Here is a 25086-nt window from a genome sequence, read left to right as displayed (position 1 = left end):
TATTGCCTGTTGGGTGGTATGCCTGACAGGCGCTTTTACTGCTTAGGACTGGCGGCCGGTGGAATGACTTCCAGCGTGTATTGTAAAGAGGCGATCTGCTGTTTGGTGAGATCACTCACTTCGCCCAGCGGCAAGTGCGCTGGCCCGGTGGGGTCGAGCAGTACATAGGGCAATCCCTCAATGAGTAAAGTGGTGTCTTTCGTCAGCGGTGTTAACGCAATGGCCAGCAGGGCATGATTGTTCAGTAATACCAGCCGCATGGCGTTTGCCGGCAGAAATGCCCTTATCAAGGCCGCAGTAAGTACTGACTTACTGTCGCAGTCACCAACATTTTGGTTGAGAACCGCCAGCGGTGGTGAGAAGCCAGAACCATTACTCGACACCCGGTTGGTCAGTTCATCGTAAGGAATAGACTGTACCCAGCTTAGCAATAGGTTGAGATACGATCTCGCATTCGCCTGTTGGTCTACAATCTCATATAGAGACTGCGCCAAGGGGATCAACGGTAGCGTACTTTCTTCGATATATCTGACATGATTTGGCTTAATGGCCTTTTGCAGCAGTGGGGTAGTGTAGCGCTCAAAATAGCGCTCGGCTAAATAGCTATTCATGGCTTGTTCCTGGGTTGCTTTAAGATCAGCCTGGAGCGTATTGATGACCTCCTGGCGTTTACCGGTAAGGGAAAACTCCAGCGAATCATAACGCTTAGTCAGGCTAAAGCGAGCAACGCGCGGATCGATTTCCTGCGCCGCTTGTATGAGGGCAATTTCAACAGCACGCAGGGCCAGGTTAGGATTATAGTTGACCTGCTGAATGGGTAATGACTGGGTACTTTCAAGAGGTAACACAAACGAGATTTTGCGGGGATTGTTATTGTGATCCAACCAACCATAGGTGTACTTCATTCCCTCGGCATTGGGTACGCGCTGATAGAGAATTTGCTCGCCATAGGACGCCTGGCACACAGCTAGCCATAAAGCACCACAACATAATGATCGAATAACGCTATTCATTCCCGCTAACATCACTGGTAAGGAAATTCACCCCATCATTCAGTATAGTACAGATAAAAGCCTGTACATAGTTTGCGCTTGTTGCCAAATCACTGGCTACGTAGTGGGGCTTTATTACCGGTGTGGGGGGTATTTATCATGCGCGGACGAGATAACAGGTGAAGTAGCCACCACAACGCAAACATGTTGAGGCGGCTTGTTGTCGGTTAGCATTGCCCTACTGCTGTGCTAGATGGGGTTCAAACCAATTGAGTTTATGTTGCAGACTGACAACGCCGCCAACGATAATTAATACCGGCGGTTTCATTTGCGCCAGTTCCGGATGAGCGCTGATGTTGCTCAGTGTTCCGGTAATCACTTTTTGTTGCTGGGTTGTCGCCGAGCGAATAAGTGCGATGGGCGTAGAGGCTGGCAATCCATGCGCAATTAATCGCTCACAAATAATCGGCAGGCCAGTCAATCCCATGTAAAACACGATAGTTTGATTGGGTTGTGCCAGTGATGACCAGTTAAGGTCAATGCTGCCATCTTTTAAATGGCCTGTTGCAAACACCACTGACTGGGCATGGTCACGATGGGTGAGAGGGATCCCGGCATAGGAACCCGCGCCCGCGGCAGCGGTAATGCCCGGCACTACCTGAAATTCGATATTCTCTTCGATGAGTCGTTGAATTTCTTCGCCACCGCGTCCAAAAATGAAAGGGTCGCCGCCTTTAAGACGAACCACGCGGTTGCCTTCTTTGGCGTACTTAATCAACAACTGGTTAATATCGTCCTGTGGCAGAGTATGCACACTCCTGGCTTTGCCTACGTACACTTTTTCGGCATCACGGCGCACTAACTCGAGAATTTGCGGTGACACCAGGCGGTCGTAGATCACAACATCCGCTTTTTGCATTAAACGCAACGCTCTGAATGTCAGCAAATCGGGGTCACCGGGGCCGGCCCCTACCAGATAAACCTGCCCTTGCGTTTGTTTATTTTCAGCGGCGGCTTGCAGTGCCGCGTTGAATTTTTCCTCAGCGCGCTCAGCATTGCCTTGTGTCACTTCTTCAGCAATATCACCATCGAGCACTGATTCCCAAAAATAACGCCGCGCCGTAACAGAGCTTAAGGCGTGTTTAACGCGTTCGCGGAATCGTTCAGAAAACGCCCCCAACTTGCTGATATTCGCCGGGATCAATGATTCGAGCTTTTGTCGTAAGTAACGCAGGAGTACCGGTGCATTACCGCCACTGCTCATGGCGATGACAACCGGCGAGCGGTCAATAATAGAAGGGGTAATAAAGCCGCACAGCGGCGTATTGTCAACCACATTCACCAACAAGCCGAGAGCGGTTGCCTTGGCATGTATATCAGCGTTGAGAGCTTCGTCGCTGGTGGCCACAAACACCACCCGAACATTTGCCAGATCGTCATCTTCAAACGGGCGCTGGCAAAGAGTGACCTGGTCGGAATCGGCAAGGTGTTTAACAGTGGCACATACATCAGGTGCAACAATTTTGACCTGGGCATGGCTTTTAAGCAGTAATTCGAGTTTGCGAGCTGCTACTTCGCCTGCCCCCACAATGAGGCAGGACAGATCATTAGTATCAATAAATAGTGGAAAGTAACGCATCTCAAACTCTTTATTCAGTTATCTGGCGTTAAGTTTGCCCTGATAAACATATTTTTAAAACGAATTAAAAAATATTTTTTAGAGCCTTTAGTTATTTCCCGCGTGGCTTGCTTTTACGTTTTGCCGGGGGCTTATCCGACCATTCACGTATTGCCAGACGCTGACCAGCAACTCTCGTACCCTGCAGGGTTTGCTTGGTTTCTGCAGGCATGCTGTCGGGTAAATCCACGGTACTAAAAGTATCGTAAATTTCGATAGCACCAATATGCTTGCTGTCTATATTGGCTTCATTAGCGATAGCGCCAACGATATTACCGGGTTTTACGCCATGGGTATGACCCACTTCAATACGGAAACGTTGCTTACCCTCATCCGGCTTGCGGCTCTCACGCGGTGATTTGCGACGCGTATCTCGCCCTTTAGGGGCGCTGTCACGACGTCCGCTGTCGCGGCGTGAATCATCGAATTTAGGTTTGCTGTGCAGATCCGGGCGGTCCGATTCTTTAAGCAATAACGGCTCGTCACCCTGGGCAATTTTTACCAATGCCGCCAACAGTACTTCCGGGCTGGCTTCAATTTCCTCAACCAGCATATCTACGATTGGCATCAGACTTTCGATGTTTTCGTCTTTGGTTGCCTCAGAGATACTGTGCTTAAATTTACTTAAGCGGGTTTGGTTAAGCTCTGTGATAGACGGGATCGGCATCGACTCAATGGTTTGACGAGTAGCCTTTTCGATGGCGAACAGCATGCGTTTTTCGCGGTGCGAGATAAACAAAATCGCATCACCGGCGCGGCCAGCACGACCGGTACGGCCAATTCGGTGAACGTAGCTTTCAGTGTCATAAGGAATATCAAAGTTTACCACGTGACTAACGCGTTCAACATCGAGACCACGCGCTACAACATCAGTGGCAACTAAGATGTCTATCTTGCCCTGTTTGAGACGATCAACGGTGCGCTCTCTGGATGACTGCGGGATATCGCCATTCAACGGCTCAACGTCGAACCCACGGGCCGCCAGTTTCTCAGCCAGTTCAAGAGTTGCCGTTTTAGTGCGAACAAAGATAATCATGCCGTCAAACGGCTCGACTTCCATAATTCTGGTCAGTGCTTCCAGTTTATGGTGGCCAGCTATCTGACAATAGCGCTGACGGATAGTGCTTGCGGTACTTACCTTAGACGCAATTTTCACATGCTTGGGATCATTAAGGTAACGCTGGGCTATCTTCTTAATCGGCGCTGGCATGGTGGCTGAAAATAGCGCAGTCTGACGCTCTTTTGGCGCATGGCTCAGAATGAGTTCTACGTCATCAATGAACCCCATTCGTAGCATTTCGTCGGCTTCATCGAGCACTAAAAATTTAAGTTGGTCCAGTTTCAGTGTGCCACGTTTAATATGGTCGATAACACGTCCGGGCGTACCCACAATAACTTGCACGCCACGTTTTAACTGACGAATCTGGTTGTCGTACGACTGACCGCCATAAACTGGCAGTACACGTATTTTTTTCGAGAAACTGGCGTAAGCCTGAAACGCTTCGGCAACCTGGATAGCCAGTTCGCGCGTAGGTGCCAGCACCAGCAGTTGCGGATAATTACTTTCTACGTCCAGGTTTGCTAGCATAGGTAACGCGAACGCCGCTGTTTTACCTGTACCGGTTTGTGCTTGCCCTAATAAATCGTTACCCGCAAGCAGCAGAGGTATGCTTTCAGCTTGAATTGGTGACGGTTTCTCATAGCCAACTTTCTCTAAGGCTTGTAAGATAGGAGGCGGAAGATTGAGATCTTTGAAGGTCAGTTCGACATTTGTATCGACATTTGTAGTCATTAAATTACGGATCCTGAATAACTCGGATTGGCATAGCAGAAAGCCAGCGGCATTATTAAAACACTATTATAGGTCATTCGCAGTGTGGATACCACGACTGTATTAGGAATACCCAAAGGTTCTTTAAAGGGTAAGTCATAAAATAACAATTGCAAGGTATGCTATATGAATAAAAAGTCGTTTAACCCGCGCACATTAGCGGGTGCAGTACTGGTTACAGTATGTTGTTTTACAATATCCGGATGTAGCAAAAAAACCAGTGATGAGCATATTCTTGCGGCCAGGCAGTTTAGCCAGGCTGGCGACCTGCAAGCGGCTGTTATTGAATATAAAAGTGCCGTACAAAAGGCACCTGATGACCCCCAGGCACGGTTTGAATTAGCCAAAACTTATCTTGAAAGTAAAGACTATGCCGCCGCAGAAAAAGAATTTAACCGGGCGCTTGAACTGGGTTATGCCGCAGCAGAAGTGATTCCTTACTTATCCCGCTCCTACCATGAAACAGATTCTGAACTTGCTTTAGCTGATATTGATCATAACGACAGTAACCTGACATCAGTTGAGCGAGCCGAGGTGAGCTACTACAAATTAGAAGCATTAGTTAGTCTCGAAAAAAAGGAAGCGGCAAAAGCGCTGCTTAGTGACATTGCCGATATAGATACGACCAGCGCCTATAAAGGTCTGGCATTGGCTCTCGGTAGTATTTTAGATGAGGATTATGAAGGCGCGCTGGCGCGTGTTAACGAAGTTCACAAGCAGGCGCCATTAAACAAAGATGTGTTATTGCAGCAGGCGCGTTTAAACTGGTTTCTTAAAAATACCGATGACGCCATTACCGCTTACGATAATTACCTTGACGTTGCGCCCGATGATGCCGAAACAAAGTTCATTTTTTCAGCCATTCTGGTTGAAACAAAACGCTTTAAACAGGCATTGCCGCTGGTTGATGACTTACTGCAATATAACGAAAATAATCCCCTGTTGAATCAATTCAAAGGGTTAATCGAAGTCAGTGAAAATCAGTATCAAAAGGCCCTGACGCATTTTGAAAAGGCCATTTTAAATAATAACTCTGACCAACTGTCACGGTTAATGGCAGGTTTCAGCGCATATCAATTAAAAGACTTTGCCACTGCAACACAGCATTTGTCCATGGTGGCTACCGCCTTACCGTCTTCGCATCCGGCATTAAGAATGCTTGCCGACAGTTTATTGCAACAAGGCGAAAATGAAGAAGCAAGTGTTGTACTGGACATGGTCGATGGTGAAGTCGACAACGACGTATTGCTGTTCTCTAAAGCCGGTTATCAACTGCTGCAAAGCGGCAATGTAGTCGGCGCACAAAAAATGGTGAACAAAACTGTGCCTCTGGCTACGTCGGCACAAGAGCTAACCCGCCTGGGCGTGCTGCAATTATCGCTGAACGATGCGGCAGGGTTAGTTAATTTAGAAGCGGCCGTTGAAAAAGCGCCTGAACTGTCAACCGGGCAGCAAACCTTGGCCAATGCGTATTTAGCGACGAGACAGTTCGACAAAGCACTTGATACCGCCACCAAATGGCAGCAAGCCGAGCCAAAAAGCGCATTACCGTGGCTGACGATCGCCAAGATCCACCTTGCTCAAAAACAACTCGACCAGGCCGAGCAGGCAATTAGTGAAGCCGAGAAATTTACCGAAAACAATTTGCAGGTCCAGCTTCAAAAAGTTGCACTGGAAATGGCCAGGGAGCAGTCTGATAAAGCCCTGGAGGCCCTCAACACCGCATTGCAAATAGATCCGCTGAATCAAACCTCGCTGGCACTTTTGTATGTTATTCACAGCCAGCTGCAAACGCAGCAAAAGGCCACCGACTATATACAAAACGTCATTAAAGAAAATCCTGATAGTGCGGTACCTAAAGTGGTGTTAGCGCGTATTTATCTGGGCGAGCAAAAGTTTAAGCAAGGCCTGGACGTGCTGGCGAAGGTCGATGCTGAAAATGACGCTCCCACTATCTACTGGGACACCAAAGGGCGATTGCTATTAGCGAACAAGCAATTTTCTCAGGCTGAAGATCATTACCAAAAATGGTTGGCGCAGCAACCAACCAACAAAGCGGCCACAATGAGCCTGGCTATGCTACTGGATATGCAGGGTCAGTTCCGGGCGGGCGAAGAGTTAATATCAGCATTCCTGGAAAAGAACCCTGATGTCCAGGCAGAAGTCGTTAAGGCCTACTTTCATGCGATGTTGAGAGAGCCCGAAAAAGCCGAGAAAATTTTAAGTAAACTTAGCCCGGAGGCGCGCAATATTCCGTTTGTGAAGGGCATAGATGCGCGTTTGCAGATTGCTAAACAAGACTATGAGTCTGCGCTGCCAAACGCATTGGCCGCTTATCAGGCAATGCCTAATGTGCGCGGTTTAGCGCTGGCGATGCTGAGCTACGATAACACCGGACAAACAGAGAAGGGCTTTGCTCTGCTTAAGGAGTTTGTTGATGAAAACCCAGACAATAACCAGGCATTATTGATGTACGCTGAGCGCCTGATAGCACGCGATGTGACTAAATCTATCAGTGTATATGAAACTATCATCCAGGCTCAGCCCGGTAATGCCATAGCGCTTAACAACCTCGCTTTTCTGGAATTTGAGCAGGGACTGTTAGATAAAGCAGAAGCGCATGCGCGTCAGGCCATGAAAATTGCCCCGACCTCGGTGGATATTGTGGATACCTTAGGGCAAATTTTGATCGCGAAGGGGCAAATGAAAAACGCCAAGTCTGCATACGACACGGTTATTGCCGATGACATACAAAGTGATGAGATTTATTTAAACTATGTTGAATTACTGTTGAAAATGGATATGAAGGAATTAGCGAGCCGGCGGATAACGGAGCGTGAGTTTACGTCAACGCAGTCTCAAGAGCGGCTTGCACAACTGCAAAGCACGTTCAGCTTGTAGCAAGAGCGTGCCGAAAATCGGCCCTGATGATGTCAGCGTTATCGGGGCCGACACGTTACCACCGGGGTATCTTACCACCCTGGTAATTTACCCTTACACAGTCCAATATCTGCCCGCAGCATCGCCAATTTTGCCAGTTTACTGATATGATGCAGCTATCTAATAGCACACCTAAAAAAACGAATAAGAGTGAAGGCTAATGACAAGACAGAATATTTTAGTTGTATGTGGGGCCTTAATGGCAACCCTCATTTTAACTGCCGGACGCAGTTATGCAGAAAGTGCTGACCGCTACATCGAGGCCGAAAGTCAGGTTACCACTGAACATGAAACCAAAATTAATGGCAACCGGGTACGCTACAGCGCTGAGATTGGCACGCAACCGGTGTGGGATGATGAAGGGGGTGCAGTAGCCACTTTACATTACACCTACTACAAACGCAGTGATGTTAAGGATGACACTACCCGACCATTGTTGATCAGTTTTAACGGTGGGCCAGGTTCGGCGTCCGTGTGGATGCACATTGCCTACACGGGACCCAAAATTCTCAACATTGACGATGAGGGCTATCCGCTACAACCCTACGGCATAAAATCGAATCCGTACTCGGTGTTGGACGTCGCAGATATCGTGTACGTTAATCCGGTTAATACCGGGTATAGCCGGGTGTTGAAAGATGATAAAGGTGAACTGCCATCTAAAGACAGCCAGCAGAAAATGTTCTTCGGGGTCAACGCTGACATTGCTTATCTGGCCGAGTGGCTGAATACCTTTGTGACCCGTAAAAACCGTTGGCGCTCGCCTAAATATCTGATTGGCGAAAGTTATGGTACAACCCGCGTGTCGGGCTTAGCGCTGGAGTTGCAAAACAGTCAGTGGATGTACTTAAACGGCGTAATACTGGTGTCACCAACCGATCTCGGTATTGAACGCGACGGTCCGGTAAAGATTGCCAACCGATTACCCTATTTTGCTGCGACCGCGTGGCATCACAAGCTATTAAAACCTGAGTATCAGGCTATGGCACTGGAAGACTTTTTGCCACAGGTGGAGTCGTTTGCGCTCAACGAGCTGATGCCAGCAATAGCTGAAGGTGGCTTTATCAGCGAGCAAAAGAAGCAGGCTGTTATTCAACAGGTAGCCGCGTATTCCGGTTTATCAGAGGCGGCCATTGCGCAGAATAATTTAGCCGTGAGTACCAGTTATTTTTGGAAAGAGCTGCTTCGTGATGAAAGCAAAACAGTAGGGCGCCTGGATAGCCGTTATCTTGGTCTGGACCGCCAGGACAGTGGCAGCCGTCCGGATTACAATGCTGAATTAACATCGTGGCTGCACTCCTTTACACCGGCGTTAAACTACTACCTGCGCGAAGAACTCAATTATAAAACCGATGTAAAATACAATATGTTTGGTCCGGTGCATCCCTGGGACAGATCAAATGACACTACTGGCGAAAATCTGAGTAAAGCCATGGCCGCCAATCCGTTTTTAAATGTGATGATCCAGGCGGGCTATTATGATGGCGCTACCAACTATTTTGATGCCAAGTATTCGATGTGGCAACTTGATCCCAGTGGCAAAATGAAACAACGCCTGAGCTTTAAGGGCTATCGCAGCGGGCATATGATGTATTTGCGTCGTGAGGATTTAAAAACCGCGAACGACGATATTCGTACCTTTATTAAAGCGAGCTTACCGGCCAATGACCAACCCGCAAGGTATCGCCGTTAGTCTTTGAACCTCACAGTAAGCCTTGCAAGCGAGGCTAGTAATGCGCCCTCATTATGGGCGCATTCCAATGCCACCGCTGTAACTAGCGTTTATTGCTGATGTTATCGATTTTGTGCTCAAGGCGATGTAAATGCGCGGCGATATCCTCAATGGTGGGCTCATCCTGATGCGCTTCGCGATAGGCTTTGGCGTTCTCTTCTTCCATTACATTCACCACAATGCCAATCACCATGTTTAAAAACGCAAAAGCGGTAAAGAAGATAAAGCTTAAGTAAAAAAGCCAGCTCAGCGGATACACTTCCATGGTTTCGTACATCACATCGGTCCAGTCTTCAAATGTCATCACTCGGAATAGCGTGAGCAGTGAAATGGTAATATCACCCCACAGAACCGGGTTTATTTCTTCAAATAATGTACTGCCGATCGCCGCGTAGATATAAAAAATAATAAACATCAATAGCATGACATAGCCGAGCTGAGGCAATGCTTTGACCAGCGAAATCAGCAGCAGTCGTAATTCGGGAATGATTGATATCATCCGTAGAACCCGAAATACCCTCACTAACCTCGCGATGAGTGCAGTATCACTATTTTCCAGGGGCATGAGGCTGACAAGCACGATCAGGGTATCAAAGCAGTTCCAGAAACTTTTAAAGAAGTGTAATTTATTTTTTTCGCCAAGAAAGCGAATGGCTATTTCAACCAGAAAGAACGCGCTGATAAGCCAGTCCAGTATGTTGGTAATACGATTCACTGTGCTGGGCATGTCATAGGTTTTTGCGCCTACGAGTAGTGCTGAAAAAAGGATAACTGCTATGACAAAAAGCTCAAAGGCTTTGTTGGAACGCAGCAGTTCAAATTTGGTTTGTAACTGAATTGCCTTCATATTTTATTAGTTTCGATTGAGAACCGTTGGTGAATCAGTTTATACTGAATCGTTGTTAATCTTTAGGCGGTATCATGGACGACAGTAGCGAGAATTTGCAAGCAAAATTAGCCCACCTTTCCGATCATCTGGATAATTGTTCACCGACAGTTGATGAGGCCCGGGACATTAAAGCGGCAATACAGGATATCATCGAGCGACTCGATGCATTGCAAAGCCCGAAACGCTGAGGGCGTCAGTCACGTATGCCTGTAATCTTTGCTGTGAACTTTTACACCTGCACAAAAAAACGCGCTCTTACAGCGCGTTTTTTTATGGCTTGTGCAGCCGCAATTACTCGGCAGCGCTGGCCTGTTGTAACCCTTTGCTGACCAGTTCTATATCGGTCGCGTTAAGGTTGCCGGCGGCTTGCTTGAGCGTGATCATAGCCTGAATAAAGTCGTAACGGGCACCGGATAAATTAGCGCGCGCGTCGAACAGGTTACGGGTACTGTTTAACACATCAACAATCGTACGGGTACCCACGTCAAAGCCCGCTTCGGTGGCTTTTAATGCACTATCTGCCGATAGTACCGCTTGCTCCAGTGCGCGTATGGTAGAGATGGCAGCTTTAACATCATTGTAAGAGCTGCGAACCGACTGGATTGTCTGGCGGTGTGCCAGTTCTAAATCTTCCCCTGCTGCCACGAATTGCGCTCGGGCGCGATCTGTCTGTGCCGATACCGAGCCACCCTGGTAGATGGGCACGTTCAGTGAAATACCTATGCTCTGACTGTCCTGAAATGGCGTTTCATTCTCGAAAAACGGTGAGGTCACTTTCGATTTTGAACTGCCGTAGGAAGCATTTAATCCCAGCGTTGGTAAGTGTCCGGCAGAGGCAATATCAATGTCCATTTTAGCAACGTCCATCGACAGGCGTTGTGCTAATAACGTGAGGTTTGAGTTCTCAGCGATTTCTAACCAGTCAGTGACATCCTGTGGTGAAGGCGCGGCGGCAGAAAAACGTTCGGTATTCAGTACATACAGATTGTCATGGTACTTACCGGTGATAACTCGCAGTGCTTCACGTGCCAGTTCAATGCGGTTTTCGGCGACAATTTCCTGGGCTACCGTGCTATCGAAGTTGGCCTGCGCTTCGTGTACATCGGTAATGGCTGTCAGTCCTACCTCAAAGCGTTGTTTAGTTTGCTCAAGCTGACGCTCAATGGCGCGTTTTTCAGCGCGTACAAAATCCAGGTTGTCCTGCGCTCTTAGTACATCCAGATAAGCTGTCACGGTGCGAACGATAAGCTCCTGAACTGCTGCTGCATAGGTCGCATCGCTTTGTTCGGCAGTGAGTTCTGCCTGGTCTAAACCTAACCAGCGGGAATGATCGTACAATGACATGTTAAGATCGACACCCCAACTGGTGCTATCGCGATCGACTTCTACATCAACAATTTCAAAAGTGGGGTTACCCTCTTCGTCTTCTCTCTGGATATTCTGGGTTGATTCACTGGTTGAGGTGGTATAACCCAGTGAGCCAGAAATTTGTGGCAACAGCTGTGCCCGGCTAAGCGGAATAGCCTGGTACGCAGCGTCACGCTGTGCTTTTGCTCGGTTTACCACAGGATCGTTGGCCATGGCTTGTTGATAAACGTCCAATAAGCTATCTGCTAATACTGGTGTTGTCATTCCTAACCCAAGCATTAGCGATAAAAGTGTTTTTTTCATGTTTTCGCCTTCAATCTAAACTGTGTTTATTATCTTCAGAGTGTTTATTAACGACCTGCTGTACAAACGAAACAGGGCCGGCCACTGTTCTATGGGCGACACTCGCTTCTGGAACTATGCTTAACCGTGATGTCATACTTTAAGAAAAACAAGCATTAAATGACACATTAAAGTCGTAACAGAGCATGCGTAAGTGTAACAGAATATGTGTCTGTTATACTCGTTTACCCACGGATGAATAGAACATCATATTATAAATACACGCGTGATCGTAAATAACTATTTTCGTATATTAACTGGTTTAAACAATAAAAGAGAATGCAATGACAGCGAAAATTCAACGTTTCAACTCACAGGACGTGGAGATTATAACTAAAGAACCATTATACGAGGGTTTCTTTGATATGGTTCGCTACGACTTTAGACACAAAAAGTATGACGGTAGCTGGACCGAAACCATTAGCCGCGAGATCTTTGAGCGGGGGCACGCAGCGGCGGTTCTTCCCTACGATCCGGTTACCCGGGAATTTGTGCTGATTGAGCAGGTGCGTGTTGGCGCGTTGCCTACCTCAGACAAGCCGTGGTTAATCGAAATCATCGCTGGGATTATCGACGAGGGTGAAACTGCAGAGAATGTGTGTTTGCGTGAGGCGCAGGAAGAGGCCGGCATCGAACTGACACATTTAACCAAAGCGCTGAGTTACCTGCCGAGCCCCGGGGGCACCACCGAGCGGTTGCATATTTATGTCGCGGCTACTGACTCGACCAAAGCCGATGGGATTCATGGTTTAGCGGAAGAGTCGGAGGATATTTTAGTGCTTCGGGTTGGCGAAGAAACCGTCAGAAAATGGCTTGCTGATGGTAAAATAGACAACGCCGCAAGCATTATTGCGTTACAATGGTTTTTTATGAACAAGCAAACTTTATTACAGCAGTGGCAACACGGTGACAAATAAACAGCGCAAGTACGTTCCAAATCTGCCCACCTTACAAGCAATTTGTGAGCGTAATTATGTGCACCTGTTAGCCATGTTACCTGACTGCGATACCGCCGAATTAACGTACCGCTTTACGGCCGGGCATGGCCTGACTTATCGCATTCAAATTCTGGATTCGGCGCGTTACACCAGTACCCTGTTGGTTGAACAAATCAGTCTCAGTGCACCGGATTATTTGAAGCCTGCGATGACCGTCAGGCTGTATCATGATGCGCGCATGGCAGAAGTTCTTTCCAGTCAGAATGCCGGCGCACTGGCACCCTCTTATCAATACCCCAACGCCAAAATGCGCTTACGTAACGAAAAGCATATGGTGAACCTGTTTTTAACTGAGTGGCTGCATTTTTGTCATAACCACAATGCCCGGCCCATAGCCTCCGTTTAAATGAAACTGGTTCAGATTTCCGACTGCCACCTTTTTGCTGCGCCCGACCAGGCAGGTTACGCAAACATCAGTCCTGCCCGTTCGTTAAGTAAGGTATTGCAAGCTGTGGCTGCAGAAAAGCCCGATGGTGTATTAGTTACCGGTGATATCAGTGGTGACGGAAGCGCGTTGAGTTATCAGCTGTTCTTATCTTTGATGGCGTATTATTGTGGCGACCTTAACTGGCGTGTAATACCCGGTAATCACGATAACAACAGCGGGTTTTCAGGGCATTTGTCTAATCAGTGGCTAAAGCCGGGCCAGCCCTGGCAAGTCGGCGACACTATTGTACATGGGCTGGACACCCGCGATCAGGGAACCCTGGGCTACGTGTGCGAAAAGCAGCTGATGGTGATTGCCGGGGCGATAGCGGCGCAAGCCGATAATGTCCACGTGTTGGCATTGCACCATCATCCGGTACCTACGCAGAGTTGGATGGACAAACACGCCTTGCGTAATACCCAGGCGCTATCGGACTTTGTACTGGCAAATCCGATTGCCATGCTGTTGCACGGTCATATTCATGCCGATTATGCTGCGCAGTTAAACGGTTGCCCGGTGTATGGAGTACCGTCAACCTGTTGGCAATGGCAGTTAAGTAAAGACTTTGGCGTATCAGATGCGCCCGCAGGTTATCGAATTATTACCAGTGATAGCGCTAAGCTCAGTACCACAATTGTGAGGATTGCATGAACTGCATTTTGTATTTGCATGGTTTTTTAAGTTCACCACACTCAATCAAGGCGCAGCAAACCCGGGCTTACCTGCAAAATCAGCATCCTGATGTCGAATTTATTTGCCCTGAGCTATCCAATTCTCCTGCCCGGCTGGCGGCACAGCTTAACGACCTGCTCACACAACAGCCAAAGATCCTGACGCAGGGGTTACGGGTGATTGGCAGTTCGATGGGCGGTTATCTGGCTACCTGGCTGGTGGAGCAATTCGGTGGGCGTGCGGTACTGATAAACCCCGCCGTGAAACCCTTCGAGTTGCTGCAGGATTACCTCGGCGAACATGAAAATCCGTATACGAATAAACGTTTTATTTTACGCAGTGATGATATCGACCATATTCGTGATTTTTATCAACCTGTATTGGCTAACCCGCAGCGCTATCACGTATTGTTGCAAACCGGTGATGAAACGCTCGACTATCGACTTGCGGCAGCGCACTATGAAGGCGCGTCGGTGTGTATTGAGCAAGGTGGCGATCACAGCTTCGTTGGATATGAAGATCACCTTGGCGAAATTATGCGCTTCTTGCAAGGTCGTCAGGATTGACTAACCCGCGTACACGAGGCGAATTGCGCTCACGTCGGGCGCCTGATAACATCATTGCACTCGTTGCAATTTTAGCCGACAGTGCTGGCAGTTTCATTGCTATGCGTGTGCAGCCCAACATAAAGAATAATCATAACAATGTCGAACCAATATAATTCAGATGCAATTGAAGTCCTAAATGGTCTGGAGCCGGTTAAACGGCGTCCGGGAATGTATACCGATACGACCCGACCCAACCATCTTGGTCAGGAAGTTATTGATAACAGCGTTGATGAAGCCCTGGCCGGACATGCCACAAATATAAAGGTAGTGCTGCACGAAGATCAGTCGTTGGAAGTGGTTGATGATGGGCGCGGCATGCCAGTGGATATTCACCCGGAGGAAAAAATTTCCGGCGTCGAATTGATCATGACCAAGCTGCACGCCGGGGGTAAGTTCTCCAATAAAAACTATGAATACTCAGGTGGTTTGCACGGGGTAGGAATTTCGGTTGTGAATGCGCTGTCTAACCGGGTCGAAGTGACCATTCGCCGCGACAGTCAGGTATATTTAATTGTCTTTGCCGATGGCGACCGCATTGAAGATTTAAAGGTTATCGATACCTGTGGCCGGCGCAACACAGGTACCAGTGTTCGTTTCTGGCCAGATCCGCAGTACTTCGATTCAGCAAAATTTTCGGTTGCGAAGCTGTGCCATAATTTGCGTGCTAAAGCAGTATTGTGTCCGGGCCTGCGCATCAGGTTTGACGATAAAATAAGCAAAGAAAGTCACGAGTGGTACTACGAAGATGGCTTACAGGATTATTTGCTCAGCGCCGTAAAAGAATACATAACCCTGCCTGACGATGTGCCCTTTACCGGCAGCTTCAGTGGCAATGGTGAAGCGGCGGACTGGGCAGTCATGTGGCTGCCCGAGGGCGGCGAACTGACCACCGAAAGTTATGTAAACCTGATACCCACTGCTCAGGGCGGGACGCATGTAAACGGTTTGCGGCAGGGGCTGCTTGAGTCTATGCGGGAGTTTTGTGAGTTTCGCAATTTACTGCCGCGTGGCGTAAAGCTCACTCCCGATGATATCTGGGATCGCTGCGCCTATATTTTATCAACCAAAATGCACGACCCACAGTTTGCCGGTCAAACCAAAGAACGCTTGTCGTCACGACAGGCGTCGGCTTTTGTCTCTGGTGTGGTTAAAGACGCCTTCAGTTTGTGGCTTAACCAACATACCGACGTGGCCGAAGGGCTGGCCGAGATGTGTATCAATAATGCCCAGCGTCGCCTTCGTCAGAACAAAAAAGTCGCACGTAAAAAAGTCACCCAGGGACCGGCTTTACCCGGTAAGCTCACCGACTGTGGTTCGCAGGATATCACCCAGTCTGAACTGTTCCTGGTAGAAGGTGACTCGGCAGGGGGATCTGCTAAGCAAGCCCGCGACCGTGAGTTTCAGGCGATTATGCCGTTACGCGGAAAAATACTGAACAGCTGGGAAGTGGACTCAGGGCAAATTCTCGCCTCACAGGAAATTCACGATATTTCAGTAGCACTAGGTATCGATCCGGACTCCGAAGATTTAACCGGTTTACGCTATGGTAAAATCTGTATCCTGGCAGATGCCGACTCTGACGGGCTGCATATTGCCACCTTACTCTGCGCCTTGTTCGTGCGCCATTTCCGTTCATTGGTTAACGCCGGTCACGTGTATGTGGCGATGCCTCCGCTGTATCGTATTGATGTGGGCAAAGAGGTCTTTTACGCCCTTGACGACGCAGAAAAACAGGGCATCCTCGACCGTATTGAAGCCGATAAAAAGCGCGGAAAAGTCAACGTACAGCGCTTTAAAGGATTGGGCGAAATGAACCCGTTACAATTGCGTGAAACCACCATGGACCCCAATACGCGCCGTTTGGTTCAGCTCACCGCTGATGACAGCGAAGATATGATGGAGATGATGGACATGCTACTGGCCAAGAAGCGCTCCGGCGATCGCAAGCAATGGCTGGAAAGTAAAGGCAACCTGGCCGAGGTGATATAATTGTCGATTCCAGCACCAGGTTATGAAATTTGAAGGGAAAGCATGAATTAAGTGCCAATTAAATGGCTTTGTGAGTGGTTCTCAAATGTTGGTTTTGCTTTTGAGTTGCCGATAAGCGTACACATTCCTTGCACAGAGTCGGTTTAAAATTTCGAACCAAAACATATAGGTCAAAGCATATCCTTCTTTAATAATTGCGACTTCTCATGACGCCATGGTAATTTCGCTATCGATATTGACCGACTTCTCGCTCGCGTAATTCTTTTTCTGCTCCATGCTGGTTGATGCTCTCGTTTACTATCAGCGGAAACGGCAATGCTTCACTGGTGCCAATCAAGCATTGCCGAACTAGGCGCCGAACAATTGCGTTCCATCAAATAGTCATTAGGTGCTCTTGTTGGGGAAAATTAAATTTATTGTTTGGTCAATTATTAGTCGAATTTATTTTCAACGTGGCAATAAAATCGGCAAAGGTCATTCTTGTATCTACATCGGTGAACACGCTTATCTTCCTGTTTGCTATTTCCTCACCATAAGTTGAGTCATCGTTAATACACCTTGCGTTTAAGTCTGGAAATTTACTTGATTAGGGGCTCAGTGCACTGAGCAATATCATGGTATTAAGGAACCGCCCATCTCTATAAAATCAGACAATGTTGCACATAAGTTGTAGAGCCAATGTGTGACGGGTGAAACAGGGTTTAAAATCGTTCCGTATTTCTGCGGCTGAATATTGAACTTGCCGATATGTTGTTAGCGGAATTTGCCAAATTGGAATATTGCTTTGTTCAACGACGTATTGCGCCGCGACCAGATCTGTCGACAAGTTATATTCCCAACCGCCTTCTTGATAATTGCCACCGCCAATCCAAGTAACTGACATCTTATTGGCAATAGGTGGGTCAAGTTTTAAGTCCTCTGCTCAGTTCGTTAGCGGGCCCCCGACCGTTATAATTAAAGGTAACTCATCATTTCTCGTTGCCGCTTCTACTATTGCAAGTGCCGCAGCTGACGGTTGGTTATCATCGCGTGTAGCGCTTACGTCCCTGCCTGCAGCAAAAGGAGCTGGGTGAGCTTCATTAGTTGTGTCAGGTGCTCAGCACGACGTTTGCCGGCCTGTGCTGTATCTGAATCGCCGTAACTAATTTGTGCGAATTAGGGTTCAGTCCAGACTGTAATGAGTGTCACTGTGGCCTTTAATGCCAGTAACTGATGTGCCAGGGCCGCTAATCCATCGGGATCGCTTGCAAAATCGTTATCAACAATTATCCGGTAACTCGGCTTTTGAGGTATGTAATTATTTTCTGCAAAACAGCAAAAAGAAGACATTAAGGTCGAGATCAAAATGAAACATGTCATCGGGTTTAATTATTTTAATTTATTAGAAACGTATTATTAACATTTCTATGTATGTTATAAAATAATAATATCTAACGACTATATAGCTTTTCTCTATATTGTGATGGGGCGGTGAACTGAGCGAATCAATTATGCAAATTCAAGCTGGCATGGATATTTGCGAAACAGTAGCAAGTAAGGTTCAGCTCGCTGATTAAATCTATTCAAAGCGAAACAGGAAACGTTTTGATTCGAACATGCTTTACGATTCCAGGCATTAAGTGAGAAAACTACGACCATTAGTTAGACTTTATTTAAAATGACTTGTATATAAAATGTTAATGGTAAGGGAGGGATATATGCGCATTGATCCGAGAACGCTTCGGTTATTCCTGGCTGTATGCCGGGAAGGTACAATTAGTGGTGCCGCTCGGGCAGAGCACCTTTCACAGCCATCTGTATCTGTAGCAATTAATCAACTTGAAAGAGTGCTTGCCACAAAATTATTTGAAAGAAATCGACAGGGAATTTTGCTGACTCCAGCAGGTGAGGCACTAAAGATAAAAGCACAGGCTGTTGATAGCTTACTGGTGTCGGCACAAGAGGAAATTAAACTGTTGGCTGAGCATATTGGTGGACCTTTGAATATAGGCGGCACGCCGGGGGCACTGGCGTCTGTATTTGGAAAAGTCATTAGTAGTTTCAGTGAACAATACCCAAGATTTAATTTACGTATTGTTGAGTGTCATGACGCCAAAGCGCAACGTTTATTGCGAAGTTATGAATTGGACTTGGCAATATTAACATCTGGTGCGACTGACTCTCCAGAAGATTTTTGTGAGCTCCCGGTTATGAGTGACCCATTTTCGATCATTGTTGGGCGCGCCAACGATGATTTACCAGAAAAAATGAGTCTCAAACAACTGGCAACAGCGAGATGGGTATTACCGGATAAAGTTGGAGGGTTTCGCAGGCAAATCGATGCTCTTTTTATTAATAGTGATGCAGCCCTACCTGCTAATTCTATTTCATGCGATTCATTACTAACCACTAAGTTCATCGTAAGCTCATCGCGTTATATTACTATCTTGCCTAATGAAGTCGTCAAAACTGAACTGCAAAACAAGTCATTACGCGCCATTAGAATCGAGGGCATTGCGTTCCAAAGAAAAGTTGGGTTGTTGTGGTTAGCAGAAAGGAAACTCCCTGCCATTGCACAAGCGTTTATCGACCATACGGTACAAAGCTTTGATGTATAGTTTTTACCTATGTTTAACAAAAAAATAAATATTTGAACAAATAACTGAGAATGCCAAGATAAGAAAGTGGACAAAATGAATAGGTGACGCTGATGCGCACGATAATTAAAGACGCCAATATATTTGATGGTAGCGGCAGTAACTTGTATGTAGGTTCTGTTGTAATAGAAGATAAAAAAATTGTTCAGATTAGCAGAATCACCATCCCTGAAGGTGATGGCGATTTTGTGATAAATGCTGAGGGTAAAACCTTGATGCCAGGCATGGTTGAAGCCCATGCGCATTTAACTTGGCCTACTTCGGTCGAAAAGTTTGTACCGGGTATGTTTTTACCACCGGAAGAACTCGCACTTACAACAGCGCTTAATGCGAGAATTTTGCTTGATCACGGTTTTACCAGTGCCTATTCAGCTGGCGCGTTAAGTAAAACACTGGAAATTTCATTAAATGAACATTTAAAAAACGGGACGCTGCCAGGTCCTCGGCTGATTCCGTCTTCGGTTGAACGCGAACCACCTAACGATTCTGATTTGGACCCCGGTCATGTCGAATTACATTCTCGCGGGCCAGAGGGCGTTAAAGCGTTTGTCAAAGAATGCGCAGAACTTGGTGCTCAAGCAATTAAATTTCTTATCTCGGGAGAGAGCGCCCTCAAACCCGGCGCATCTTTGGAGTTGCTTTACACTGAAGAAGAATTGTTGGCTGCGGGGGAGCAAGCAAGAGAAAGTAACGTCTGGCTGACTGGCCACGCTCATGCCTGTGAAGCCGTTAAGCTTGGCATTAATGCCGGGTTCAGAATTTTATACCACTGCACGTATGCAGACGATGAAGCCATTGACATGTTAGTCGCGAAAAAAGATGAAATGTTTGTCGCCCCCACTGTTGGTATTATTCAGGCAACTCTCGATGCAACACCGCCTCCACATATGGATATGACACATATGAAAAAGGATGCGGCAATTGTGTTATCCAAATTAAAAGCACTGGTGCCTCAGTTAAAAGCCAATGGAGTTAGATTATTACCCGGTGGCGATTATGGTTTTCCCTTTAACCCCAATGGTCGCAATGCGCGCGATCTGGAGTTATGGGTTGAGCATTTTGGCTACACCCCTGCGGAAGCGTTACATGCTGCTACACAACTGGGAGGCCAATTGATGGGAATGGCAGATGAGATAGGTTTGGTTAAAGAGGGATATTTGGCTGATCTATTGCTTGTCGACGGCGATCCCACAAAAGACGTATCCATTATGCAAAATAAGCAAAATATCGTGATGATTATGCAAGAAGGGCGTTTATATAAAACGCCTGGTTTTGATCACTAGCCCGCCCTGAGGAAATTTACAATGTTTGATGTTGCAATTATTGGCTGCGGGCCGGTAGGGGCTCTTGCGGCCAATTTACTGGGAAAACGAGGATTAAACGTCGTCGTTCTTGAGAAGGAGGCGACGCCTTATCCACTACCTCGTGCCGTTCACCTCGACCATGAAATGGTGCGATTATTTCAGTCTATCGGATTGCATGACCGTATTTTACCTGACATGCGTGACACTGACGGTCATCTGCATATTGGGGCCGATCATGGTGTCATACGGTACATGGGAACGGTAGGTAAACCACGCCCCTATGGTTGGTCTAATGATTACTTTTTTTATCAACCAGAACTGGAAGAGCACCTTCGTAATGCTTTGACCCGATTCAGCAACGTATCTTTGCGCTTTGGGGCTGAGTGTCTATCGGTTACCCAGCAAAGTGACAAGGTGGCATTACAGATTCGTTGTAACAACAATACCGACACGCTGAATGCTCGCTGGGTGATTGCCTGTGATGGTGCACGAAGTACAGTGAGAAAGTCGTTGGGTATTAAATTAGATGACTTAGAGTTTGAAGAACCCTGGCTGGTTGTCGATGCTGAAGTAGAAGGTGAAATCCATTTTCCTGAACTTACCGGTTTACCGGACGATGCAAACATTCAGCAACTCTCTGTCATGATGTGCGATCCAAAACGTCCTGCTACCGTTGTTCCCGGTCGAGGAAACCACAGGCGCTGGGAATTGATGTTATTGCCGGGTGAAGATGATCAGGCAATGATGCAGCCTGCAAAAGTCACAGAATTATTGGCGCCTTATCTTCAGGGGGTACCCCATAAGATTGTTCGTGCGGCAACCTATCGCTTTCACGGATTAGTCGCGGAGCAATGGAAATCAGGTAATGTCTTTTTGGCAGGCGATGCTGCGCACCAAACGCCGCCCTTTTTTGGGCAGGGGATGTGTCACGGATTTCGGGACGTTGCAAACCTGGCGTGGAAATTAGATTTAGTCGCGCAGGAAAAAGCCAGCGAGTCACTATTAGATACTTACCAGCCGGAGCGAGATCCTCATGTACGGTCAGTTATATCGGCCGCTGTAGGTGCCGGGCGTTATATTTGTATGCTCGATGAACAAAAAGCTGCTGAACGGGATATTGAAATACGCAGGAAAGTTAAAAATGGTGAGCTGCCAACCACTGCGGCTGACCTGATTCCTCCTGTTGCTGCCGGCATTATTGCGAAAGATACAGCCGAAGCAGGACGGCGGTTTATTCAGCCCCGCGTGAAGGTTAACGGAACAGAACAGCTCTTTGATGATCTCACCCGTGGTGATTGGCGCCTGCTTGTTGCGAATAGCGACGGTGCGAATAACGCCTTGTCTGACCTTAAATTATGGCTGCCTGACCTTGATATTGAGGTCGTGGATTTAAACCAATTGGATGACCCCCAACTGAACGCATGGTTAGAAGAGGCTGGCGTGGATACGGTGTTACTGCGTCCTGACTATTACGTTTATGGCACTGCAAAAGGAAGCTGCAAGGCATTGTTAATGCAGCTAAGACATCAATTGGATGGTAAGCAGAACGTTACTCCAACTGAGGAATTCATAGCATGACATTAACACTAGCATTAGCAGAGAAGATCATTGATGGCACGTTGAGTTATGCCAGAACCAACAACGTCAATCCATTAGCCGTTGTTGTTTTAGATGCGGGGGCACACCCAGTGGCATTTAAACGCCAAGATAAGGCCAGTTTATACCGATTTGATATTGCGCTGGCAAAGGCTAAAGGCGCGCTGGGCATGGGATTCAATACGCGTGGAATTGCTGAAAAAGCTAAAAATAACCCAACCTTTTTCGCCAGTGTGACCACGATAAGTGGTGTAGAACTGGCGTTATCTCCGGGTGGCAACCTCATTAAGGATGGCCTGGGAAATATTATCGGGGCTATCGGTATTAGCGGAGATAGCGGTGAGGTTGATGAACTGTGTGCACAGGCCGGTATCGACGCGGTGGCTACAGAACTGGAGGACAATTAAATGAAACTACGCAGTATAGAAATGGTTTTGCCAGCAGCCGACCAGGCAGCCGATTTTTTAATCAATGTGTGGGGAGCTAAGCTGGCAGCGCAACAAAATAACACCCATTACATTAGAGGCTCAGGCACCTTCCCATACCTGGTTGCGCTCGAAGAAGGCGACAGTAAGTATGTGCGAAGCGTCACCTTTGTCTGTGATAAACAGGAATTAATAGCGTTAAAAGCGCGGGTCGAAGCCTCAGGTTTTCCTGCTCGTCCTGAGGTTAGTAATGACCTTGGCGGAGGGGAAGGCATAATAGTTGAATTGCCGGAAGGTGAGTTGTTGCGTTTTCTGGCAGATACAACAGAGGTCGATACACTGGATGATGAGGATTTACCGGTCAAACTCACCCATGTTGTATTTAATGCAACGGATGCAGAACGCACTGCAGATATTGTTGAGCAAGTGCTTAATTTTCGTGTATCCGACCGCACAAAAGGCATGGTGTTTGTGCGCTGTAATGACTCGCATCATAGCACGGCGTTTGCTCGTGCCGGATTCAGCTCGCTCAATCATATCGCGTTTGAAATGCAGGATACGGACGCTGTAATGCGCGGCGTGGGACGTCTGCGAGATCATGATCGCACGCCCGCTTGGGGGCCTGGCCGCCATGGTCCGGGTGATAATGTTTTTGCTTATTATATTGCGCCTTTTGGCGCGGTTGTGGAGTTTTCGACTGCCGTTGAAAAAGTGCCTGAAGACTACAAGGTTGGTGCACCTGAAGACTGGACTTGGCCAGAAAATCGTATCGATCAATGGGGAATATCCGACAAAGATTTTGCAGGGTTAAAGGTGGCTGAACAAACATTTAGTTTTCGTCGAACCTGGCAGCCTGAACCGCTGAATTAATTTACTTAGGAATTAACAATGAAATATGTAAGCTTTTCTACCAAGGGTGGTGCACTCGGATTCGGTCGTCTGAATGGTGATGTGATCACCGACTTATCTGGTCAGGCCGCCGATCTTAAAACAGCCATTTCGGCAGGCACACTGGCGTCACTGCACAGTGATACGACTATTGCTCTGGCTGATGTCACACTGGCGCCGGTTATTCCGAATCCCGATAAAGTATTCTGTGTCGGTCACAATTACGAAACGCACCGCCAAGAAACGGGCCGTGCGGCAACAGAGCATCCCTCTATTTTTGTGCGCTTTGCCGATTCACTCTCTGGCCATAATCAGCCCATTGTTATGCCAAAGGTTTCAACGCAATTAGACTTTGAAGGTGAACTAGCAGTCATCATAGGTAAAGGTGGACGTTACATTTCGGAGCAAGACGCGATGTCTCATGTTGCCGGATATGCGTGTTTTAATGACGCTTCTGTGCGGGATTGGCAGTGGCATACCCGCCAATTCACGCCGGGTAAAAACTTTCCGACAACAGGGCCTTTTGGTCCGTACATGGTCACCCCTGACGAGGCCGGTGATCTCTCTGAGATTAATGTTACTACGCGTTTGAATGATGATATTGTGCAGCAACAGCCAATTGGCGATATGATTTTCCCGATCGCTACTGTGATTGCGTATATTTCCAGCTTTACGCCTTTAAAGCCTGGTGATGTGATAGCTAGCGGCACACCTGGAGGTGTTGGCGCCAAAAGAACACCGCCTCTGTGGATGAAGCCGGGTGATAGTGTGTCGGTTGAAATTGGTCCTATGGGCAAATTGATCAATACCATCACTGCTGAATGATTTATCAGGATACCCTTACTATGCAAATATCAGCCATAAGCAATCAAATCCGCAGTTTGGGTCGAGAGCTTGGCCCTTCTATGATGGAAGGCTTGCTGACGATTTTTGATAACGAGCAGAAATTGCTGGTCGCCAGACAACCTGCGAGCGCCACCAATGTTGCTTATGGCGATCATGAACGTCATGTGCTGGATATTTACGGTGCTGATAGTCGTCGCAGTGACGCAAGTAAACCTGTATTCGTCTTCGTACACGGAGGAGGATTTTTAAAAGGTGATAAGGGGGACGATGAACGCTGGTATAATGCCTGTGTTGGTCGCATGGCAGCAGAGTTGGGGTGGTTAGGCGTCGTTATTAATTATCGCCTGGCCCCAGACTTTACATGGCCTAGTGGTGGCGATGATGTCTCTCGTGTAGTCGCGTGGTTAAACGATAATATTCATGAGTATGGTGGTGATGCGAATAACATCATCCTATGCGGCACCTCTGCCGGGGCCTGTCATGTGGCTACCTACTTACAGCTTAATCCAGGCAAAACAGACATCAAAGCGGCAGTCTTGCTCTCGGGGTTATATGGTGTGACGCCATTGGATGAGCGTGATACGTTGTATTATGGTGATGCGTCCATGTATCAATCGCGAATGCCGTTACCCGCACTTATTGCTACTTCTATTCCCTTATTTATTGCCTGTACTGAACTCGACCCAGAGCGCTTCCAACAGGAATGCATCGGGCTATTACAAGCGCGCCTTCAGGTTAATCATACCCTTGATCGCAGCATGATACTCTCTGGCCATAATCACTACTCAATAGCCGGGCATCTTGGAACATCCGACCGGCGCCTGAGTAGTGAGATTCGCGATTTTGTGAACGAGGTCATTTCGGCTTAAGTCAAAGTGTCCGAAATAGAACCGCTAAAACCGGCTGAAACAGTCAAGTGAAAGCC

At 47.5% G+C, this 25086-nt stretch carries 20 protein-coding genes; 15 read left to right on the top strand and 5 right to left on the bottom strand.

The annotated features are described in order from the left end of the window. Positions 1-35: 35 nt before the first annotated feature. From OIK42_RS20155 to OIK42_RS20145, 3 genes are all read right to left on the bottom strand, one after another. Positions 36-1013, bottom strand: a complete 978-nt coding sequence (locus OIK42_RS20155; RefSeq protein ID WP_273642996.1) for a hypothetical protein — start codon at positions 1011-1013, stop codon at positions 36-38. Between the two features lie 217 nt (positions 1014-1230). Further along, complete coding sequence (gene cysG, locus OIK42_RS20150; protein ID WP_273642995.1) at positions 1231-2631, bottom strand: siroheme synthase CysG; 1401 nt, start codon at positions 2629-2631, stop codon at positions 1231-1233. Positions 2632-2722: 91 nt separating this feature from the next. Then, positions 2723-4462 carry a DEAD/DEAH box helicase gene (locus tag OIK42_RS20145; RefSeq protein WP_273642994.1) on the bottom strand — a complete coding sequence of 580 codons (1740 nt, stop codon included), beginning with the start codon at positions 4460-4462 and terminating at the stop codon, positions 2723-2725. A 165-nt stretch (positions 4463-4627) separates the two neighbouring features. Here OIK42_RS20145 and prsT point away from each other — a divergent pair, with 165 nt between their 5' ends. Both prsT and OIK42_RS20135 read left to right on the top strand, forming a co-directional pair. Then, positions 4628-7402: an XrtA/PEP-CTERM system TPR-repeat protein PrsT gene (gene prsT, locus OIK42_RS20140; RefSeq protein WP_273642993.1), complete on the top strand. Its 2775-nt coding sequence runs from the start codon at positions 4628-4630 to the stop codon at positions 7400-7402. A gap of 238 nt (positions 7403-7640) precedes the next feature. Continuing rightward, positions 7641-9134: a S10 family peptidase gene (locus tag OIK42_RS20135; protein WP_273642992.1), complete on the top strand. Its 1494-nt coding sequence runs from the start codon at positions 7641-7643 to the stop codon at positions 9132-9134. Between the two features lie 82 nt (positions 9135-9216). Here OIK42_RS20135 and OIK42_RS20130 read toward each other — a convergent pair whose 3' ends face one another. Then, positions 9217-10020 carry an ion transporter gene (locus tag OIK42_RS20130; RefSeq protein WP_273642991.1) on the bottom strand — a complete coding sequence of 268 codons (804 nt, stop codon included), beginning with the start codon at positions 10018-10020 and terminating at the stop codon, positions 9217-9219. 74 nt (positions 10021-10094) lie between these two features. On the opposite strand from OIK42_RS20130, the gene OIK42_RS20125 reads away from it, so the two are divergent. Beyond that, a complete protein-coding gene (locus OIK42_RS20125) occupies positions 10095-10250 on the top strand; it encodes a hypothetical protein (RefSeq protein ID WP_273642990.1) in 156 nt (51 codons plus the stop codon). Between the two features lie 103 nt (positions 10251-10353). Here OIK42_RS20125 and tolC read toward each other — a convergent pair whose 3' ends face one another. Continuing rightward, positions 10354-11733 carry an outer membrane channel protein TolC gene (tolC, locus tag OIK42_RS20120; RefSeq protein ID WP_273642989.1) on the bottom strand — a complete coding sequence of 460 codons (1380 nt, stop codon included), beginning with the start codon at positions 11731-11733 and terminating at the stop codon, positions 10354-10356. A 323-nt stretch (positions 11734-12056) separates the two neighbouring features. On the opposite strand from tolC, the gene nudF reads away from it, so the two are divergent. The 12 genes from nudF (at position 12057) to OIK42_RS20060 (ending at position 25030) form a co-directional block, all read left to right on the top strand. Beyond that, entirely contained in the window at positions 12057-12689 is a 633-nt protein-coding gene (nudF, locus tag OIK42_RS20115) for an ADP-ribose diphosphatase (RefSeq protein ID WP_273642988.1), read from the top strand. Then, a complete protein-coding gene (locus tag OIK42_RS20110; protein ID WP_273642987.1) occupies positions 12679-13116 on the top strand; it encodes a DUF1249 domain-containing protein in 438 nt (145 codons plus the stop codon). Before nudF ends, OIK42_RS20110 begins: the two co-directional genes overlap by 11 nt. After that, positions 13117-13848 (top strand): metallophosphoesterase family protein, encoded by a 732-nt coding sequence (locus tag OIK42_RS20105; protein WP_273642986.1) that lies wholly within the window; start codon positions 13117-13119, stop codon positions 13846-13848. Further along, positions 13845-14435: a YqiA/YcfP family alpha/beta fold hydrolase gene (locus tag OIK42_RS20100; protein ID WP_273642985.1), complete on the top strand. Its 591-nt coding sequence runs from the start codon at positions 13845-13847 to the stop codon at positions 14433-14435. Before OIK42_RS20105 ends, OIK42_RS20100 begins: the two co-directional genes overlap by 4 nt. A gap of 138 nt (positions 14436-14573) precedes the next feature. After that, positions 14574-16466, top strand: a complete 1893-nt coding sequence (parE, locus tag OIK42_RS20095; protein WP_273642984.1) for a DNA topoisomerase IV subunit B — start codon at positions 14574-14576, stop codon at positions 16464-16466. 1697 nt (positions 16467-18163) lie between these two features. Further along, entirely contained in the window at positions 18164-19063 is a 900-nt protein-coding gene (locus OIK42_RS20090) for a LysR family transcriptional regulator (protein ID WP_273642983.1), read from the top strand. A gap of 92 nt (positions 19064-19155) precedes the next feature. Beyond that, entirely contained in the window at positions 19156-20385 is a 1230-nt protein-coding gene (locus OIK42_RS20085) for an amidohydrolase family protein (protein WP_273642982.1), read from the top strand. Between the two features lie 21 nt (positions 20386-20406). After that, positions 20407-21984: a bifunctional 3-(3-hydroxy-phenyl)propionate/3-hydroxycinnamic acid hydroxylase MhpA gene (mhpA, locus tag OIK42_RS20080; RefSeq protein WP_273642981.1), complete on the top strand. Its 1578-nt coding sequence runs from the start codon at positions 20407-20409 to the stop codon at positions 21982-21984. Next, positions 21981-22409: a GlcG/HbpS family heme-binding protein gene (locus OIK42_RS20075; protein ID WP_273642980.1), complete on the top strand. Its 429-nt coding sequence runs from the start codon at positions 21981-21983 to the stop codon at positions 22407-22409. The genes mhpA and OIK42_RS20075 overlap by 4 nt, the downstream gene beginning before the upstream one ends. Then, positions 22410-23297 (top strand): VOC family protein, encoded by an 888-nt coding sequence (locus OIK42_RS20070; RefSeq protein WP_273642979.1) that lies wholly within the window; start codon positions 22410-22412, stop codon positions 23295-23297. It begins immediately after the preceding gene. 18 nt (positions 23298-23315) lie between these two features. Next, on the top strand, positions 23316-24140 hold the full coding sequence (locus OIK42_RS20065; RefSeq protein WP_273642978.1) for a fumarylacetoacetate hydrolase family protein: 825 nt from the start codon (positions 23316-23318) through the stop codon (positions 24138-24140). A 20-nt stretch (positions 24141-24160) separates the two neighbouring features. Then, positions 24161-25030 carry an alpha/beta hydrolase gene (locus OIK42_RS20060; RefSeq protein ID WP_273642977.1) on the top strand — a complete coding sequence of 290 codons (870 nt, stop codon included), beginning with the start codon at positions 24161-24163 and terminating at the stop codon, positions 25028-25030. Positions 25031-25086 lie beyond the last annotated feature (56 nt).

The sequence above is a fragment of the Alteromonas gilva genome (genome assembly GCF_028595265.1).
In the GTDB taxonomy this organism is placed as follows: Bacteria; Pseudomonadota; Gammaproteobacteria; order Enterobacterales; family Alteromonadaceae; genus Alteromonas; species Alteromonas gilva.
The sequence above is the reverse complement of the archived record's forward strand: the minus strand, read 5'-3'. Positions and strand labels throughout refer to the sequence as shown.

Bases quoted from the DNA above. Each gene is read 5' to 3' on its own strand.
- OIK42_RS20155 (WP_273642996.1), bottom strand. From the start codon at position 1,013: ATGAATAGCGTTATTCGATCATTATGTTGTGGTGCTTTATGGCTAGCT.
- cysG (WP_273642995.1), bottom strand. From the start codon at position 2,631: ATGCGTTACTTTCCACTATTTATTGATACTAATGATCTGTCCTGCCTC.
- OIK42_RS20145 (WP_273642994.1), bottom strand. From the start codon at position 4,462: ATGACTACAAATGTCGATACAAATGTCGAACTGACCTTCAAAGATCTC.
- prsT (WP_273642993.1), top strand. From the start codon at position 4,628: ATGAATAAAAAGTCGTTTAACCCGCGCACATTAGCGGGTGCAGTACTG.
- OIK42_RS20135 (WP_273642992.1), top strand. From the start codon at position 7,641: ATGGCAACCCTCATTTTAACTGCCGGACGCAGTTATGCAGAAAGTGCT.
- OIK42_RS20130 (WP_273642991.1), bottom strand. From the start codon at position 10,020: ATGAAGGCAATTCAGTTACAAACCAAATTTGAACTGCTGCGTTCCAAC.
- OIK42_RS20125 (WP_273642990.1), top strand. From the start codon at position 10,095: ATGGACGACAGTAGCGAGAATTTGCAAGCAAAATTAGCCCACCTTTCC.
- tolC (WP_273642989.1), bottom strand. From the start codon at position 11,733: ATGAAAAAAACACTTTTATCGCTAATGCTTGGGTTAGGAATGACAACA.
- nudF (WP_273642988.1), top strand. From the start codon at position 12,057: ATGACAGCGAAAATTCAACGTTTCAACTCACAGGACGTGGAGATTATA.
- OIK42_RS20105 (WP_273642986.1), top strand. From the start codon at position 13,117: ATGAAACTGGTTCAGATTTCCGACTGCCACCTTTTTGCTGCGCCCGAC.
- OIK42_RS20100 (WP_273642985.1), top strand. From the start codon at position 13,845: ATGAACTGCATTTTGTATTTGCATGGTTTTTTAAGTTCACCACACTCA.
- parE (WP_273642984.1), top strand. From the start codon at position 14,574: ATGTCGAACCAATATAATTCAGATGCAATTGAAGTCCTAAATGGTCTG.
- OIK42_RS20090 (WP_273642983.1), top strand. From the start codon at position 18,164: ATGCGCATTGATCCGAGAACGCTTCGGTTATTCCTGGCTGTATGCCGG.
- OIK42_RS20085 (WP_273642982.1), top strand. From the start codon at position 19,156: ATGCGCACGATAATTAAAGACGCCAATATATTTGATGGTAGCGGCAGT.
- mhpA (WP_273642981.1), top strand. From the start codon at position 20,407: ATGTTTGATGTTGCAATTATTGGCTGCGGGCCGGTAGGGGCTCTTGCG.
- OIK42_RS20075 (WP_273642980.1), top strand. From the start codon at position 21,981: ATGACATTAACACTAGCATTAGCAGAGAAGATCATTGATGGCACGTTG.
- OIK42_RS20070 (WP_273642979.1), top strand. From the start codon at position 22,410: ATGAAACTACGCAGTATAGAAATGGTTTTGCCAGCAGCCGACCAGGCA.
- OIK42_RS20065 (WP_273642978.1), top strand. From the start codon at position 23,316: ATGAAATATGTAAGCTTTTCTACCAAGGGTGGTGCACTCGGATTCGGT.
- OIK42_RS20060 (WP_273642977.1), top strand. From the start codon at position 24,161: ATGCAAATATCAGCCATAAGCAATCAAATCCGCAGTTTGGGTCGAGAG.